The sequence below is a fragment of the Pedobacter sp. GR22-10 genome, assembly GCF_026239715.1.
In the GTDB taxonomy this organism is placed as follows: Bacteria; Bacteroidota; Bacteroidia; order Sphingobacteriales; family Sphingobacteriaceae; genus Pedobacter.
Map to the genome: position 1 here is coordinate 1,037,288 of NZ_JAPIVR010000002.1, position 16,519 is coordinate 1,053,806.

Genomic DNA, 16,519 nt, shown 5'->3' on the forward strand with positions numbered 1-16,519 from the left:
CATATAATCTATACCTAAAACATAAACAGATGAAGTACAGAAAATTAATCGGAAAATATTTAGACCACAAATCAAATAACAACAGCCAGGTTGCATTGGCATTGGTTGCAGGTTTGGCAGCAGGAGCAATTGTAAGCATTTTATTTGCACCTGATAGCGGAGCCGGAACAAGAGATAAAATTGCCGGTGGCGCAAAAAACCTGCGTTATGGCTTTCAGGATAAATATAATTTATTGAAAGAAAAAGTATTTGGAGTTGAAGCCATTGAAGAAGACATTGTAGAACATGAAATACCTCATTTTAAGCATAAGGTGGAGAAGAAACCAAAATCCGACATCAGGGAATTGATGGACAACGCACATGAAAATGTTCAGGTTCAGGAAGGACAAGGCTAACCAACCAGTTAGATCAAAATAAAAATCATAGTTTTAAGGTGTAATTGCCTGACTATGATTTTTATTTTTTCTAAAGTTTTTTTATTTCTTCTCCGGCCAATAGTATGGATTTCTATCCTACTGTTGGTTGCATTATTGTCTAAACGAAGAAAAAAGCAACTGTTAATCGCCGCAATATTATCACTGTTATTCTTTTCTAATAACTTTATTGCAGGGCAGGTTGCACATGCATACGAATCCAGCTATCCGTTACGCAATCATCATGATATTGGTATCGTTTTAGGCGGTTATTCATCCTTTAACTTAAGGACACACGACATCGCTTTTGGGCCTAGCAGCGACAGGTTATTTCAGGCAGTTAAACTTTTAAAAGCGGGAAATCTCAAAAAAATCTTGCTAAGTGGAGGCAGTGCAAATTTATTAGACACCACAACCAAAGAGTCTGATCTGACCTATAATTTTTTAAGACAAATCGGAATCCCCGACTCTTCCATATGGGTTGAAAATTTGAGCAGGAATACAGTAGAAAATGCGCAGCGGAGTATTGACATGATCCACCGCAAACAACCAAATGCAAGTATCCTGGTGATTACCAGCGCCTGGCATATCCCCAGATCACGAATTATATTTGATAAAATTGCGAAGCAAAAACTGGATTATTACCCCACAAATTTTATTGGAAAATCTGCGTTCGAACTGACTGATTTTATCATTCCGGATGCAGCAGCATTTTCCATTTGGGATGTATTATTAAAAGAATGGGTAGGCTGCCTGGTAGACAGGAAAAGAGCTTAACTCCTGATTGTCAGCCAGTTTAACTGCCCAGGTTATTATGAAGCAAAATATACTGTTGACCCTATTTAGTTAAAAGGTTCAGCCTTCAATCGCTTTCCAGAGCAAATCTTTTAATTCCAGTATGTTTTTCTCCGCAACAGAGGAGATAAATATGGATGGAATACCTGGCAAATCCTGCTTCATTTCAGCAACCAATTCATCATCCAGCATATCAGATTTTGTAATGGCCAGAATATGTGGTTTCTGCATTAATTCAGGATTATAAGATTCAAGCTCACGTTTTAAAATCTCGTATTCTTCCTTTATCGATCTGCTGGTATCTGCCGGAACCATGAATAAAAGCACAGAATTACGTTCAATGTGACGCAGGAAGCGATAGCCTAAGCCTTTACCTTTTGATGCGCCTTCTATAATTCCCGGAATATCAGCCATAACGAAAGATTTTCCGCCACGGTAACTTACAATTCCGAGATTAGGTACGATAGTCGTAAAGGGATAATCGGCGATTTCTGGTTTGGCTGCTGAAACTACAGACAATAAAGTAGATTTACCTGCATTGGGGAAACCAACTAAACCCACATCAGCTAAAACCTTTAGTTCAAGAATATTCCAAACTTCTTTTCCCTGTTCACCTGGTTGTGCGAAACGGGGGGTCTGCTGAACAGCATTTTTAAAGTGGGCATTTCCCAAACCGCCACGGCCACCTGGAGTTAAAATTTTTGTTTCGCCATGTTTGGTGATCTCAAAAAGCACCTCACCGGTTTCTGCATCTTTGGCAATGGTTCCGAGTGGAACCTCCAGAATTTCATCTTTACCCTGACGACCGAATTTATGTGAACTCCCGCCAGCCAGTCCGTCTTCGGCAATAATATGTTTACGGTATTTGAGGTGCAATAATGTCCAGATGTTGCTGTTCCCGACCACGATGATATGGCCACCACGACCACCATCACCACCATCAGGACCACCCATTGATGTTAAAATATCACGATGCAAATGTGCTGAACCTGCCCCGCCCTTACCCGAACGGCAACAAATTTTTACATAATCCACGAAATTCGAACCCTGCGACATATTGCTTTACAATTTTAGATTTACGATTTCAGATCACCAAAATCGCTAAAAAACAAACATCCGCAAAAAATAACTGATTATCTTTTGCGGATGAGATTTATTTAATTTTTTAATATTAGAACTGATCAATTACAGCGCAAAGATCACTATAAACTTTTTCTATATCACCAATTCCATTTACTTTTTTCAATTTTCCCTGCTCCTCATAATAAGGTAATACATGAATGGTTTTATCAAAGTATTCTGAAATCCGCTTTTTCAATTTTTCTGCATCGTCATCAGGTCTGCCACTCACCTTATGGCGTTCGGCGATACGTTTGGTTAATTCAACCTGATCAACATCTAAAGCAATAACACCAGCAATTTTACTGCCTTTACGCTCTAGAAATAAGTCGAGTTCTTTTGCTTGTGGCACAGTACGTGGAAATCCATCAAAAACAAATCCTTTTGCATCTGGATTTTTATCCACTTCTTCTTCAAGCATCGCTATTGTAATCGCATCCGGAACCAATTCGCCATCTGCCAACAATTGACTTACTTTTATTCCTAATTCTGTTTCACCTTTTACGTGTGCCCTAAAAAGATCGCCTGTTGAAACATGTACCAACTGATATTTTGCAATCAGTTTTTCAGATTGGGTGCCTTTACCCGCCCCTGGAGGGCCAAAGAGAACTAAATTAAGCATTAACGTGGTTTAGGTTATCTTTAAAATTAAAAAGCCTTATTCCTATGGCTATACTATCAGAAAGCGAAACACAAAGTGTTGCCTTTCAAGGCTGCAAATATATAATTATTAATTTATAAGGCATTTATTATTCAGAATTTATTTAAAAAACAAGGTTCTGCAAACTCAATTCGAAGTATTTACATGAATAATCCTGAAGATTATTTAACATAAACCAAATATCACCACCATTTTAGAATAGTTTCTCAAAAAACAGTGCATTTAAGTAAAAAATCCAGACGAATTTAATGCAAATCTTACGCATATAAAACAATAAGCGGCTGACCATGATAATGATGCAACCGCTTATGCTTGTGTTTAATATGGATTAGTTTTTAGTGTAAATAACACCTAATTTATCTATCTCATCACCTGCATTACCATAAAAACCGGTAATTTTATAACCAGTCGGAGCAGTATAGGTTACTACATTTGAAGTTGCTGTACCAACTGCCAGTGTTCGGCCTGAACTGGTGGTAAGTTTAACGTAAAATATTCGTGTGCGACCTGAGTATTCACCTGAACATAACATTACCGATGTAACAGTTTCGCCGTTCTGCAAGGTAAGTGATTGTGCAGTACCACCGTTACCACCATGTTTTAGAATGGTTCCATTTGCAAAAGTCACTCCTATACCATCAACACGATTGGCTCCTTGCAGGGTAAACACTTTAGCGTTATGTGCTGAGGTAAGGGTTTCCAGATCATTAAATGGATTACCATGCGGACCTCCAAATAAATCACTTGCTCCGAAAGCAGACTGAAGCGTATAGGTAAAATTAGTTGTTAATGGCATATGGTCTGATAACTGCTGACCGGCATCATTTACAAAACTTTTTACCACATTATAACCAGAGGCCTGCAGCTTTATAAATTTGCTGCTGCGATAATAAATTTTATCTACAATTTCACAAGTGTTACTGATATTAGGAAAATCGCACACAATAGCCGCACTGCCCAATACCGGAATATTACCGCCACGGATCAGTTCAATCCAGGGATCAGTCATTCCATTTACATCCAGAAATAAATGCAGGTTATTATCGCGGGTATACCTGCCGTTAGAATCACCCATTACAATGACAGCATTTCCTTTAGAATTGGCAGCAATATAATTACTCAATTGCAATAGGTTATCGGCACGTGCATCTATAGAAGCCTGATCAGACTCCGCATTGGTATGCATATTATAAACATCTATATACACGCCACCGGATATTCTGTAACGGCAATATGTAAATCCCTTCGGAATAAGTGCATTCTCATTAATGCGTTTGTTCCAGGTAATCCGGGCAAAATCTGTCATAGGAAAATAAGACAGGGAATTTAAACCATCTCCAAAAGGCACTCCGCCACTTGTAGATGAACGATAAGGGTGGGCATTCCCTTTATCATATAATTCTGCATGGTAGTTAAAATCTTCCTGTACATGCACAATATCATAGGCATTCGCCATTTTACCTATTAACGCAGTACTGGCTGCCCGGGGTGTTTGTGCACTGGAGGCTATTTCTGGCAAACCCGCAACATTATAAGTTAATACCGAAAATGTACCACCTGTGGACGTAATTACCCGGTTACCGGCAAGGAATAGCTTGGATTTAGCACCTGATAAAGCTACAGGCTGCTCCTGCTGTTTATTACAGCTGGCTAAGGCAAGCAGTGCTGACATAGCAAGCCAAATTAATTTTTGAGATGACTTCATTTGAATGGCGATGTTTTTTATACTTAAGATTAAATAATTAATTATTAATCAAATATGTAAACACACTTTTAGCTCGAAGTTAACTCTGCATTACAAAATTAATCCGCTCATCAACTGAAAACTTTTCACTGCTCTTGCGGCATTATGCAACCAACAACTTTATGAGAATAGGCAATTTTTTTTTTGGGGGGGGTATAAAAAAAGCGGCTGATGATCATCAGCCGCTTTTGTGCACTTGTAGGGATTCGAACCCCAAACCTTCTCATCCGTAGTGAGATGCTCTATCCAATTGAGCTACAAATGCATTTTCCGTATCGTTAACGGACTGCAAAGGTATAATTTGAGATTTTAATTTCCAATTAATTTTTAAAAAAATCTCAAATTATATTCACCATTTTTTTGACTATGCCTTCAAAACATCATCAATTGCTTTAAAATCAGGCAATTCTCCGGCATTCTCTAAAACTTCAGCATAAGCGATCTTACCTTCTTCATCTACCACAAAAGCTGCTCTTTTTGAAACACCTTTCAAACCAAATGCAAATTCAGGATAAAAAGCACTATATGCTTCTGATACATCTTTATTAAAATCAGACAATAAAGGAAACTGATAACCCTGCACTTCTTTAAACTTGGCTAAAGAAAATGGAGAATCTACAGAAATACCCAATACCTGCGCATTAATACCTTCATAAAAGCTAAAGTTATCACGCATGGCACATAATTGTTCTGTACAAACTCCGGTGAAAGCCATCGGGAAAAAATGAATGATGACCTTTTTCCCTTTAAAAGCTGATAATGAAACCTCTGTTAAATCAGCGCTGTATAATTTAAAATCCGGGGCCTGATCGCCTACTTGTAGTGACATATTTAATTGTTTTATTGTTAAATGTTTTATTGTTATTATTAAGCTTGCCTGCCTAATGAACTAGTGACAAGTGAACTAATTATTTCTTTTCATCTGCTCGTCTAAGATTTTCAACCCTTCTTCAAAGCTATGCGGTTGGTAATTTAAATCATTCATCGCTTTATCCAAAATAAAACCAGTTTTAGCAGGGCGTTTAGCTGTTTGGTTTAAGCTTTCAGAACTGATCTGCGAAATCAACAATTGATCCAGCATCCAATAATCGGCAACTTTTTTTACTAAATCTGCAATACTCATGTAATCTTTGCCTGAAATATGGTATATGCCCTTCGCATTGTTTTCTACCGCCAGCAAACAGGCCTCGGCTAAATCTTCTGCCAGTGTTGGTGTGCGCCACTGGTCGTTAACCACCTGAATGGGCTGGCCTTTTTCTAATGCATTCTTTGCCCATAGCACGATATTGCTTCTGCTCATATCAGAATTAATTCCGTAAACCAGTATGGTGCGCAAAATAGCCCAGCTTACTTTCGATGCTTTAACGGCATCTTCTGCTTTAAGTTTAGTTTCGCCATAATAACTAAGTGGTCTGGGTACATCCTCCTCCCTGTAAGGGCCGGCCGACCCGTCAAATATAAAATCAGTACTTAAATGTATAAAATGAATACGGTATGCTTCACAAATGGATACCAGATTTTTAGTAGCCTGAACATTTAACTGATCACATAAAGCTTTATTTTCTTCACTGGTATCAACATTCGTCATTGCAGCAGTATGAATAACCGCGTCAGGTTGATGAATTTTTAGAATTTGTTTCACCTGATCAAAATCTAAAATATCCATTTCAACATATTGATAACCTCGAACAGCAGGATACCGGTTTGCGCCCTTTGAAGTTGCAATTAGTTTTACTCTTCCTTCCTTTAAAATTTTTTCCGTTATTTTCTGGCCTAAAAGACCATTGCTTCCGGTGACTAAAATGGTTTTCATTCGATTTTTTAAAGCCCTAAATTACCTATTAAAACCCTGTTAGAAAAATTTCTAATATATATTTAAAATTTACTAATAATAACTTAACTTTGCCAACCGAATTGGAGCCCTTGTAAACAGCTTTAATTCATTGACTGTAATAAATTTACTCACAACAGATATGCCTAACTTAGGAAAAATAGCACAAATTATCGGCCCAGTGGTTGACGTTAGCTTTGCTGATGATGCCCATCTACCTAAAATTTTTGATGCGTTAGAGATAACGAAAGAAAATGGACAAAAAATTGTTTTAGAAGTTCAACAGCACTTAGGTGAAGATCGTGTTCGTGCAATCTCAATGGACTCTACTGATGGTTTAGTTCGTGGAATGAGTGTGGTTGATACGGGTTCAGCGATTCAAATGCCAGTTGGCGACCAGATTAAAGGCCGTTTATTTAATGTGGTTGGAGAAGCCATTGATGGTATTACTGCTGTTGATAAAACTGGTGGCCGTCCTATTCACGCTACTCCTCCTAAGTTCGAAGATTTATCTACTGAAACTGAAGTACTTTTTACAGGTATTAAAGTAATCGATTTATTAGAGCCTTATGCTAAAGGTGGTAAAATTGGTTTATTCGGTGGTGCAGGTGTAGGTAAAACCGTATTGATTATGGAGCTGGTAAATAACATCGCTAAAGCTTATGCGGGTTTATCAGTATTCGCAGGTGTTGGTGAGCGTACCCGTGAAGGGAACGATTTACTTCGCGAGTTCATTGAATCAGGCGTAATCAACTACGGTGATGATTTCTTACACTCTATGGAAAAAGGTGGATGGGATTTGAAATCTGTTGACACTGAAAAATTAAAAGAATCTAAAGCAACATTGGTTTTCGGTCAGATGAACGAGCCTCCTGGTGCACGTGCACGTGTAGCATTATCAGGATTAACGGTTGCAGAATATTTCCGTGATGGTGATGGCGAAGGTGCCGGAAAAGATATCCTTTTCTTCGTTGATAACATCTTCCGTTTCACTCAGGCAGGTTCTGAAGTTTCAGCTTTATTAGGTCGTATGCCATCAGCAGTAGGTTACCAACCAACATTGGCAACTGAAATGGGTTTAATGCAGGAGCGTATTACATCAACTAAACGCGGATCAATTACATCAGTACAAGCGGTATATGTGCCTGCGGATGATTTAACTGACCCTGCACCGGCAACAACATTTGCCCACTTGGATGCCACTACGGTACTTTCACGTAAAATTGCTGAGCTAGGTATTTACCCTGCGGTAGATCCTTTGGATTCTACTTCACGTATCCTCTCTCCTGCTGTTTTAGGTGATGAGCACTACAACACGGCTCAACGTGTGAAAGAAACTTTACAACGTTATAAAGAATTACAGGATATCATCGCGATTTTAGGTATGGATGAGTTATCTGAAGAAGATAAATTAGTCGTATCAAGAGCACGTCGTGTTCAACGTTTCTTGTCACAACCTTTCCACGTAGCTGAACAATTTACAGGCTTAAAAGGTGTATTGGTTGACATTAAAGATACCATTAAAGGTTTCAACATGATTATGGATGGTGAAGTGGATGAGTATCCTGAAGCTGCATTTAACTTAGTTGGTAGCATTGAAGATGCCATCGAAAAAGGTAAAAAATTATTAGCAGAAGCAAACTAAGAGAGACGTGAGACACTAGATAGGAGATATGAGAGAGACCTGGTCTCAAAGCTCATGTCTCAAATCTCAAATCTATTCAAAATGAATTTAGAAATATTAACTCCAGATAAAAAAGTATTCGAAGGTGAAGTAACAGCAGTTACTGTTCCTGGTACTTTAGGTTCTTTTCAGATCTTAAAAGACCATGCTCCGATCATCTCAACTTTGGAAGATGGAGAAGTTATTATAAAAGCAGGTAAAACTGATGAACAACGTTTTTTTATTAAAGGAGGCGTAGTTGAAGCCATTCATAATAAAATTGTCGTTCTGGCAGAAGGTATCGCATAATAAAATTCGTCATGCTGATTTTATTTCAGCATCTCAAAGAAAAGCCTTTTCGATTAATTTCGGGAAGGCTTTTTTCTTTAAAACTGAATACACTAAAGCAATGCCTGATAAAATTGAATATATTAAAATTTACATTCCCTGAAAACGCCTAAAAAATATAGTTTTTAAACTGTTCTTATTTTCAATTTTCTTTAGTTAAAAACACATTTTAAGAAGAAAACCATAAAAATTGCAATGCAAGCATAACAAACAGACTGTATACCGTTTTGATATTTAGTCTACCATCACCCGTGGTATATCAGTAATTCTTATTAAAAATGGAATTATATTTCAAATTATCAAGTTATTAAAGAATTATATTCTGATTTCTTTTTTTTTCTATTTCTCTTGTTTATTAATATACCAAAAACTAAATTGGTATTTATAAAGAAACAGAAAACCATGGCAATTCAAAGCAATACTTTTTCACATTACACTACAGCAATTTCTGCAGTAAATGTTGTATTGTTACCTGTCATTACGCCGAACCTACTCCTACTGAATATTTTATGGAGCAGTAAGCAGGCGCAGATTAAATAGATTTTTCAAAAAAAATGATACTTAAAGCGTCCTGACACAAACAGGACGCTTTTTTTAAATAACAAAACGCAGTATTATGAAATATTATAATTCTAATACGATTATTTACCTTGACGGACGGTTTGAAAAAGCTGTAGATAGCAGTACTGATCTTTATGGTCAATCGCTACATTATGGTTATGCAGCTTTTGAGGGCATTAGGGCTTACAAAACCCATAACGGCAACCGTATTTTTAAGGCAGCAGCACACTTCGATCGTTTGGAGCGTTCCTGCCAATTAGCTAATATTCCTTTCCCCTGGGATAAGCAAGAATTAATCAAGGAAACTTATAAGCTATTAACCCTGAATAAATTAAAAGACGCTTATATCCGCCCTTTGGTTTTTTGCCACCCAAACATGAAATTGAATGGCCCGAGCGGGGTTTCTATTTTAATTTGTGCCTGGGATTGGGATGCTTACTCAGGTAATAAACTGTTGAAATTAACCATTTCGGATTACGAACGACCAAACCCGAAATCAACTCCTATGGAAGCAAAGTTGAGTGGAAATTACATAAACTCCATCCTGGCAACTACCGCAGCGAATATTAAAGGCTATGATGAGGCTTTGCTTTTAGATATGCATGGATTTGTTGCTGAAGCATCTGGTGCAAATATCTTCATTGAAAAAGATGGCAAAATTTATACGCCGTCATTAGGGAATATTTTACCCGGAATTACCAGGGCAACAGTGAAAGAACTTTGTACCATATTAGATATTGAATGTATGGAGAAAAAAATAACGGTAGAAGATTTAAAAAATGCCGATAGTGCTTTTTTATGTGGAACGGCCTCAGAAATTGCGGGCATTGCTTCCATTGATGACATTGTTTTCCGCAACCTTTGGAGGGAGTCTATTGGTTATACCATTCAGCGTGCTTACAAAAATCTGGTATTGGAAAAAGTAAACTATGAGGTAATTATCTAAAAATAATGAATCAAGAGATCAACCAGCAATTTCCGAATACCTACCAGCAAATTTTACGTGCGACTAAAGCATCAGGATTTGATATGGCATCTGATGTGCTGACTTGTTCCTTATTAAGAACACTTGCAAGTTCAAAACCTGGCAGCACTTTTCTGGAATTAGGTACAGGAACAGGTTTATCAACTTCATGGATATTGGATGGAATGAATGCATCATCTACCCTGACATCTATTGACAATGATGAAAAATTTTTAAGCATTGCGAAGGATTTCTTGGGAAATGATACCCGGGCAAATATAATTTTAACGGATGGAGGCGATTGGATTAAAAAAAATAAACACAAAAAGTTTAATTACATCTTTGCAGATACCTGGAATGGAAAGTATTTGCTTTTGGATGAAGTCATTGCCATGTTGAATCCAGGAGGACTTTATATTATAGATGATATGCTTCCTCAATTAAATTGGCCTGACGGTCATCAGGAAAAAGCAATCAAGTTAATAGCAGATTTAGAATCGCGTAACGATTTGCAAATAACTAAACAGGTATGGGCCTCAGGCATTGTAATTGGCGTAAAAAAAACAACAAACTAACAGACCAGTATATACATTTTAAACCATGAGCGAATTAAACAAATACAGTAAAACATTTACACAAGATCCCACACAACCGGCGGCGCAAGCCATGCTTTATGGAATCGGATTAACCGATGCGGATATGGCAAAGGCGCAGGTTGGCATTGCAAGCATGGGTTACGATGGCAATACCTGCAATATGCACTTAAATGACCTTGCAAAAGATGTTAAAGCCGGGGTTTGGAAAAATGATTTAGTCGGTTTGGTTTTTAATACCATTGGTGTAAGTGATGGAATGAGTAATGGTACTGATGGTATGCGTTATTCATTGGTGAGCCGTGATGTGATTGCAGATAGTATTGAAACCATTTGCGGGGGGCAGTATTATGATGGTATTATTTCTATTCCGGGATGTGATAAAAATATGCCGGGAGCGATTATGGCAATGGCCCGTTTAGATCGCCCGTCTATCATGGTTTATGGTGGTACAATTGCACCAGGACATTACAAAGGAGAGGAATTGAATATCGTTTCTGCCTTTGAAGCTTTAGGACAAAAAATTTGCGGTAATTTATCGGAAGAAGATTATCAGGGCATCATCAAACATACTTGTCCGGGTGCAGGTGCCTGCGGCGGCATGTATACGGCCAATACGATGGCCTCGGCAATTGAGGCTTTAGGAATGAGTTTGCCTTACTCCTCTTCGAACCCGGCCATTAGTCCGGAAAAAAAACAAGAGTGCTTAGATGCCGGGAAATACATTAAAGTTTTATTGGAAAAAGATATTAAGCCATCTGATATCATGACGAGAAAGGCATTTGAAAATGCCATTCGTTCCATCATCATATTAGGCGGAAGTACCAATGCCGTATTACACTTTATCGCAATGGGCAAAGCCATCGGCATCGACATTACACAGGATGATTTCCAGAGAATGAGTGATATAACCCCTGTACTGGCCGATTTTAAACCAAGTGGTAAATACTTAATGCAAGATTTACACCAGTATGGCGGCATCCCTGCAGTATTGAAATACTTGCTAAACGAGGGTTTATTACACGGCGATTGCTTAACCGTAACCGGCAAAACAATGGCTGAAAACCTGGCTGATGTAAAATCAATTATGGATTATGATCAGAAAATTGTTCAGAAATTAAGCGAACCCATCAAACCAACTGGTCACTTGCAAATCCTTTACGGCAACTTAGCCGAAAAAGGTTCAGTTGCAAAAATCTCCGGTAAAGAAGGTGAAAAGTTCGAAGGTCCGGCGCGTGTATTTGATGGTGAGCATGATTTAATTGCAGGTATTTCAAGTGGTCGTGTTCAGCCTGGTGATGTAATTGTGATTAAAAATTCTGGTCCGGTAGGCGCACCGGGCATGCCTGAAATGTTGAAACCTACTTCTGCTATCATTGGTGCTGGTTTAGGTAAATCAGTTGCTTTGATTACTGATGGACGTTTTTCAGGTGGTACACACGGTTTTGTAGTTGGGCACATCACTCCGGAATCATACAAAGGTGGCTTAATCGGCTTGGTGGAAGATAACGACCCAATTTTGATTGATGCCGTAAATAACATCATCAGTTTGCAAGTAAGCGAAGAAATTATCGCAGCACGAAGAGCAAAATATGTTCAACCAGAATTAAAAGTTACAAAAGGTGTTTTATACAAATATGCTAAAACAGTATCAGACGCAGCAAGTGGCTGTGTAACTGACGAATACTAAACCCTATCCCCTTTGAAGGGAGAAGGCAATAACAAAAAGTCATCCCGACTATAAATTAATATTTAAATGAAAACGATATGCAAATTATTAAGAGCATTGAAAGTAGAATTTATACAATCAGGGATGAAAGGGTAATGTTAGATTTTGATCTGGCATCACTTTACGAAGTAGAGACAAAAGTATTGAATCAGGCAGTGAAACGAAACATCACACGCTTTCCTGAAGATTTTATGTTTCAACTTACTTCAAAAGAATGGGAAAGTATCCGATCACAAATGGTAACCGGATGTGAAAAAGTTAACCCATTAAAAATTGAGTTGACTAATAACCCCAACTTGAAGTCACAAATTGTGACTTCAAGTTGGGGAGGCACCAGAAAAATGCCTTATGCTTTCACAGAGCAAGGCGTAGCCATGCTAAGTGGCGTATTGAAGAGTGAAAAGGCAATTAACATGAATATTGCCATCATGAGAGTTTTTGTTGATGTTCGAAAAATTTTGCTAAAACAAAGTAATATGAATGAACAACTAACAGCAATTAAAGAACGGATTGGTGAACACGATGTTCAATTGAATGAACTATATGATGCAATGGAAAATTTAATAGACGAAAAAATCACTCAGTTGAAATGGAAAGATAGAGAGCGGATTGGGTTTAAAATCAAAGAATAATAGAACCGTAAAAACATAATTATGGAAACTGCACAAGATACACTACAACAAACCGAGACTAAGGCAGAAGCCTCAAAAACCCTCTTTAAAGGAACAGGATCTCAGGTTTTGTTGAATGGATTAATTGAAGAGGGTGTAACTACCATCTTTGGCTATCCCGGCGGTGCCATCATGCCAATTTATGATGCACTTTATGACTATGCTGACAAATTAGAACATATTTTGGTCCGCCATGAGCAAGGTGGTATCCATGCCGCACAAGGTTTTGCAAGGGCAAGTGGTGAAGTTGGTGTAGTGTTTGCCACCAGCGGCCCTGGTGCTACAAATTTAGTTACTGGCTTAGCCGATGCCCAGATTGATAGCACGCCGCTAGTTTGTATTACCGGACAAGTTTTTGCTCATCTTTTGGGAACTGATGCTTTCCAAGAAACAGATGTCATTAACATTACTACGCCAGTTACCAAATGGAACTATCAGGTTACTGATGCAAAAGAAATTCCTGAAGTTTTGGCCAAAGCTTTTTATATCGCTAAAAGCGGCAGACCAGGACCGGTTTTAATTGATATTACCAAGAATGCACAATTACAGGTAGAGGAATTTCCTGAATATGTAAAATGCAATCATATCCGCTCTTACCGCCCTAAGCCCAAAGTTCGTGTAGAATATATTGAGCAAGCAGCTGCACTAATCAACGAAGCAAAAAAACCATTTGTTCTTTTCGGACAGGGTATTGTTTTAGGCAAAGCTGAAACAGAATTTAAAGCTTTTATAGAGAAAACTGGCATTCCAGCGGCCTGGACTATTTTGGGCGAAAGCGCGATCCCCACCGCCCATCCTTTAAATGTAGGGATGTTAGGAATGCATGGCAACTATGGCCCTAATGTTTTAACCAATGAATGTGATATTTTAATCGCAATCGGGATGCGTTTTGATGATCGGGTAACCGGGCGTTTAGATAAATATGCAAAGCAAGCCAAAATCATTCATTTGGATATAGACCCAGCTGAAATTGATAAAAATGTTAAAGCTGATGTAGGGGTTTGGGGCGATTGTAAGGAAACTTTACCCTTGTTAACCAAACTGGTGCATGAAAACAAACATGAAGACTGGCTGGCCAAATTCAGAGAATATAACCAACAGGAAATTGATCAGGTAATTACTCCTGAATTGTATCCAACCAGTGAGGAAATGACCATGGGCGAGGTATTGCGCAACATCAATGAAATTTGTGGTGGCGATGCCGTAATTGTGACTGACGTTGGTCAGCACCAGATGGTGGCCTGCCGTTATGCCAAGTTTAATAATACCCGTAGTAATATTACATCTGGTGGTTTAGGTACCATGGGCTTTGGCTTACCTGCAGCAATTGGTGCTAAATACGGTGCTCCTGATAAAACGGTAATCGCCATTATTGGAGACGGTGGTTTCCAGATGACCCCACAGGAACTGGGTACCATTATGCAATTCGGGGCAGCTGTTAAAATCCTGATTTTAAACAATCGTTTTTTAGGGATGGTTCGTCAATGGCAACAATTATTTCATGATAAACGTTATTCATTTGTGAACATTACCAGTCCTGATTTTGTGGCTTTAGCTAAATCTTATTACATCGAAGCTGATAAAGTTGATGATCGTGCTAACCTCAGAAAAGCTTTGGAAACGATGATCAGCCACGAGGGTTCTTATCTGTTAGAGGTGATGGTAGGAAGAGAAAATAACGTTTTCCCTATGGTTCCTCAAGGAATGAGTGTAAGCGAAATCAGGTTGAAGTAAGCTGAAAGACCAAAGCGAAAAATAGCATAAACAAAACCTTCATGGCCTTTGTGCCTTGGTGGTAAAAATTTTGGACATGAGTACTGAAAATACAATACAACATAAAATAGACAAGGCTGATTTAGACGGAAAGCAGGAATACACCATCACCGTATATGCAGAAAATCGTATTGGTCTGTTAAACAGGATTGCGATCATTTTCTCTAAAAGAAAAATAAATATCGAAAGTTTAAACACTTCGCCATCAGAAATAGATGGGATTCACCGTTTTAACATTGTAATTACGGAAAGTTACGAAGTGGTGAGAAAACTTGCACGCCAGATTGAAAAGCAAATTGAGGTATTGAAAGTCTATTTCAACACCAATGAGGAAATCATCTGGCAGGAACTGGCACTATATAAAGTTTCTACTGATGAAATTGCAGAAAAAGTAACGGTAGAGCGTTTGCTTAGGCAATATGGCGCAAGTGCCGTGGTAATCCGGAAAGATTATACGGTTTTTGCTGTAACCGGACACAGAGAGGAAACAGATGCTCTGGTAAAGGCCCTGGAGCCATATGAATTAATTGAATTTGTTCGTTCTGCAAGAGTTGCCATTATAAAAGACAGTGCCGGCTTCCACGAAAAGCTGAAAGAATTTGAAGCCTTTGAACCAGGGGAAGAATTAGTAGAGAATGAATTTTTAGATAAGGGAGAGAAGATTTTTACGATGTAATACAAAGGTGAAAGGTAAACAACACGATGCTTAGCGCTCTTTGCGGTTAAAATTAAAGAAATATGAAATGCAATAAAACCATACCGATTTTAAGAATATTCGATTATGATAAAGCAATCGAGTTTTATGTAAACTGGCTTGGATTTAAAATAGACTGGGAATACCCCTTGGAAAAGAATTCCCCGGTTTATATCCAGGTTTCATTAAACGGTCTTGAACTTCATTTAAGCGAACACCATGGAGATAGCGCCCCTGGTGCGCACGTTTATGTTGACTGTGTAGGTTTAAAGGAATTCCATAAAGAAATAACAGCAAAGAATTACAAATATAATAGTCCAGGCTTAGAGGAAACTTTTCATGGAACCTGGGCAGTAACCGTAAATGACCCGTTCTTTAACCAGATCACTTTTAACGAAGAGCGAAACTAAGCTGAAAATACAAAGATTAAAGAAAAAATATGAACGAAGTATTTGATTTCATAATAAACTCACGTAAGGCATTTATTAAGTTAATAGATGGCTTAACAATCGAAGAATTGAATAAAATTCCCGATGGATTTAACAACAACATCATCTGGAACTTTGGCCATATTGTAGTGAGCACGCAAACGCTTTGTTATGTTCGTACCGGTGTATTACAAGATGCTGCTTCGGTAAAATTTAACGAATATTATAAAAAAGATACAAAGCCATCTTATACAGTAACTAAAGAAGAGGTAGCAGAATTAAAAGCCATTGCATTACAAAGCATTGAAAAAATTAAGGAAGATTATGCAAATGGAAAATTTTCCATCATCACTCCTTTCACAACAGCTACCTATGGCGTGCAGATGAACAGTATAGAAGATGTACTGATCACCACGATTGGTCATGATAACTTGCATTATGGCTATGCATGGGCACAAAAAAATAAAATTTAAAGATTGAAGATGAACGATATGATCTGTGAAATCAACCCATCTGTGTAATCAAACCGAAG

At 38.1% G+C, this 16,519-nt stretch carries 18 protein-coding genes and 1 tRNA gene; 13 read left to right on the top strand and 6 right to left on the bottom strand.

From position 1 onward, the window contains the following. The first annotated feature begins 29 nt into the window (after nucleotides 1-29). The gene (locus tag OQX64_RS11950) at nucleotides 30-395 is read left to right on the top strand and encodes a YtxH domain-containing protein (protein ID WP_088300245.1); all 366 of its coding nucleotides are present in this window, start codon (nucleotides 30-32) and stop codon (nucleotides 393-395) included. A 54-nt stretch (nucleotides 396-449) separates the two neighbouring features. Further along, on the top strand, nucleotides 450-1,190 hold the full coding sequence (locus OQX64_RS11955; protein ID WP_265818934.1) for a YdcF family protein: 741 nt from the start codon (nucleotides 450-452) through the stop codon (nucleotides 1,188-1,190). A gap of 78 nt (nucleotides 1,191-1,268) precedes the next feature. On the opposite strand, the gene obgE is transcribed toward OQX64_RS11955, so the two are convergent. The 6 genes from obgE to OQX64_RS11985 form a co-directional block, all read right to left on the bottom strand. Beyond that, the gene (gene obgE, locus OQX64_RS11960) at nucleotides 1,269-2,264 is read right to left on the bottom strand and encodes a GTPase ObgE (protein ID WP_088300248.1); all 996 of its coding nucleotides are present in this window, start codon (nucleotides 2,262-2,264) and stop codon (nucleotides 1,269-1,271) included. A gap of 115 nt (nucleotides 2,265-2,379) precedes the next feature. Beyond that, nucleotides 2,380-2,949: an adenylate kinase gene (locus OQX64_RS11965; RefSeq protein WP_088300249.1), complete on the bottom strand. Its 570-nt coding sequence runs from the start codon at nucleotides 2,947-2,949 to the stop codon at nucleotides 2,380-2,382. A gap of 367 nt (nucleotides 2,950-3,316) precedes the next feature. Beyond that, entirely contained in the window at nucleotides 3,317-4,660 is a 1,344-nt protein-coding gene (locus OQX64_RS11970) for a jacalin-like lectin (RefSeq protein ID WP_265818935.1), read from the bottom strand. A 263-nt stretch (nucleotides 4,661-4,923) separates the two neighbouring features. Next, a tRNA-Arg gene (locus OQX64_RS11975) sits at nucleotides 4,924-4,997 on the bottom strand. A 99-nt stretch (nucleotides 4,998-5,096) separates the two neighbouring features. Next, nucleotides 5,097-5,561, bottom strand: a complete 465-nt coding sequence (locus OQX64_RS11980; protein ID WP_265818936.1) for a redoxin domain-containing protein — start codon at nucleotides 5,559-5,561, stop codon at nucleotides 5,097-5,099. 75 nt (nucleotides 5,562-5,636) lie between these two features. Further along, nucleotides 5,637-6,545 (bottom strand): SDR family oxidoreductase, encoded by a 909-nt coding sequence (locus OQX64_RS11985; protein WP_265818937.1) that lies wholly within the window; start codon nucleotides 6,543-6,545, stop codon nucleotides 5,637-5,639. A gap of 160 nt (nucleotides 6,546-6,705) precedes the next feature. Here OQX64_RS11985 and atpD point away from each other — a divergent pair, with 160 nt between their 5' ends. The 11 genes from atpD (at nucleotide 6,706) to OQX64_RS12040 (ending at nucleotide 16,460) form a co-directional block, all read left to right on the top strand. Next, nucleotides 6,706-8,208, top strand: coding sequence for a F0F1 ATP synthase subunit beta (gene atpD, locus OQX64_RS11990; protein ID WP_088300253.1), 1,503 nt, complete (start codon nucleotides 6,706-6,708; stop codon nucleotides 8,206-8,208). An 81-nt stretch (nucleotides 8,209-8,289) separates the two neighbouring features. After that, nucleotides 8,290-8,535 carry an ATP synthase F1 subunit epsilon gene (gene atpC / locus OQX64_RS11995; RefSeq protein ID WP_029283968.1) on the top strand — a complete coding sequence of 82 codons (246 nt, stop codon included), beginning with the start codon at nucleotides 8,290-8,292 and terminating at the stop codon, nucleotides 8,533-8,535. A 441-nt stretch (nucleotides 8,536-8,976) separates the two neighbouring features. Beyond that, nucleotides 8,977-9,114 carry a hypothetical protein gene (locus tag OQX64_RS12000; protein ID WP_172406446.1) on the top strand — a complete coding sequence of 46 codons (138 nt, stop codon included), beginning with the start codon at nucleotides 8,977-8,979 and terminating at the stop codon, nucleotides 9,112-9,114. Nucleotides 9,115-9,190: 76 nt separating this feature from the next. Then, on the top strand, nucleotides 9,191-10,081 hold the full coding sequence (gene ilvE, locus OQX64_RS12005; RefSeq protein ID WP_265818938.1) for a branched-chain-amino-acid transaminase: 891 nt from the start codon (nucleotides 9,191-9,193) through the stop codon (nucleotides 10,079-10,081). 5 nt (nucleotides 10,082-10,086) lie between these two features. After that, entirely contained in the window at nucleotides 10,087-10,674 is a 588-nt protein-coding gene (locus OQX64_RS12010) for an O-methyltransferase (RefSeq protein ID WP_265818939.1), read from the top strand. A gap of 25 nt (nucleotides 10,675-10,699) precedes the next feature. After that, complete coding sequence (ilvD, locus tag OQX64_RS12015) at nucleotides 10,700-12,382, top strand: dihydroxy-acid dehydratase (RefSeq protein WP_265818940.1); 1,683 nt, start codon at nucleotides 10,700-10,702, stop codon at nucleotides 12,380-12,382. Nucleotides 12,383-12,459: 77 nt separating this feature from the next. Then, entirely contained in the window at nucleotides 12,460-13,053 is a 594-nt protein-coding gene (locus tag OQX64_RS12020) for an ORF6N domain-containing protein (protein WP_265818941.1), read from the top strand. A 21-nt stretch (nucleotides 13,054-13,074) separates the two neighbouring features. Beyond that, the gene (ilvB, locus tag OQX64_RS12025) at nucleotides 13,075-14,826 is read left to right on the top strand and encodes a biosynthetic-type acetolactate synthase large subunit (RefSeq protein WP_265818942.1); all 1,752 of its coding nucleotides are present in this window, start codon (nucleotides 13,075-13,077) and stop codon (nucleotides 14,824-14,826) included. A 76-nt stretch (nucleotides 14,827-14,902) separates the two neighbouring features. After that, nucleotides 14,903-15,541, top strand: a complete 639-nt coding sequence (ilvN, locus tag OQX64_RS12030; RefSeq protein ID WP_088300259.1) for an acetolactate synthase small subunit — start codon at nucleotides 14,903-14,905, stop codon at nucleotides 15,539-15,541. Between the two features lie 62 nt (nucleotides 15,542-15,603). Beyond that, on the top strand, nucleotides 15,604-15,969 hold the full coding sequence (locus OQX64_RS12035; RefSeq protein ID WP_265818943.1) for a glyoxalase superfamily protein: 366 nt from the start codon (nucleotides 15,604-15,606) through the stop codon (nucleotides 15,967-15,969). 29 nt (nucleotides 15,970-15,998) lie between these two features. Further along, nucleotides 15,999-16,460, top strand: a complete 462-nt coding sequence (locus OQX64_RS12040; protein ID WP_265818944.1) for a DinB family protein — start codon at nucleotides 15,999-16,001, stop codon at nucleotides 16,458-16,460. Nucleotides 16,461-16,519 lie beyond the last annotated feature (59 nt).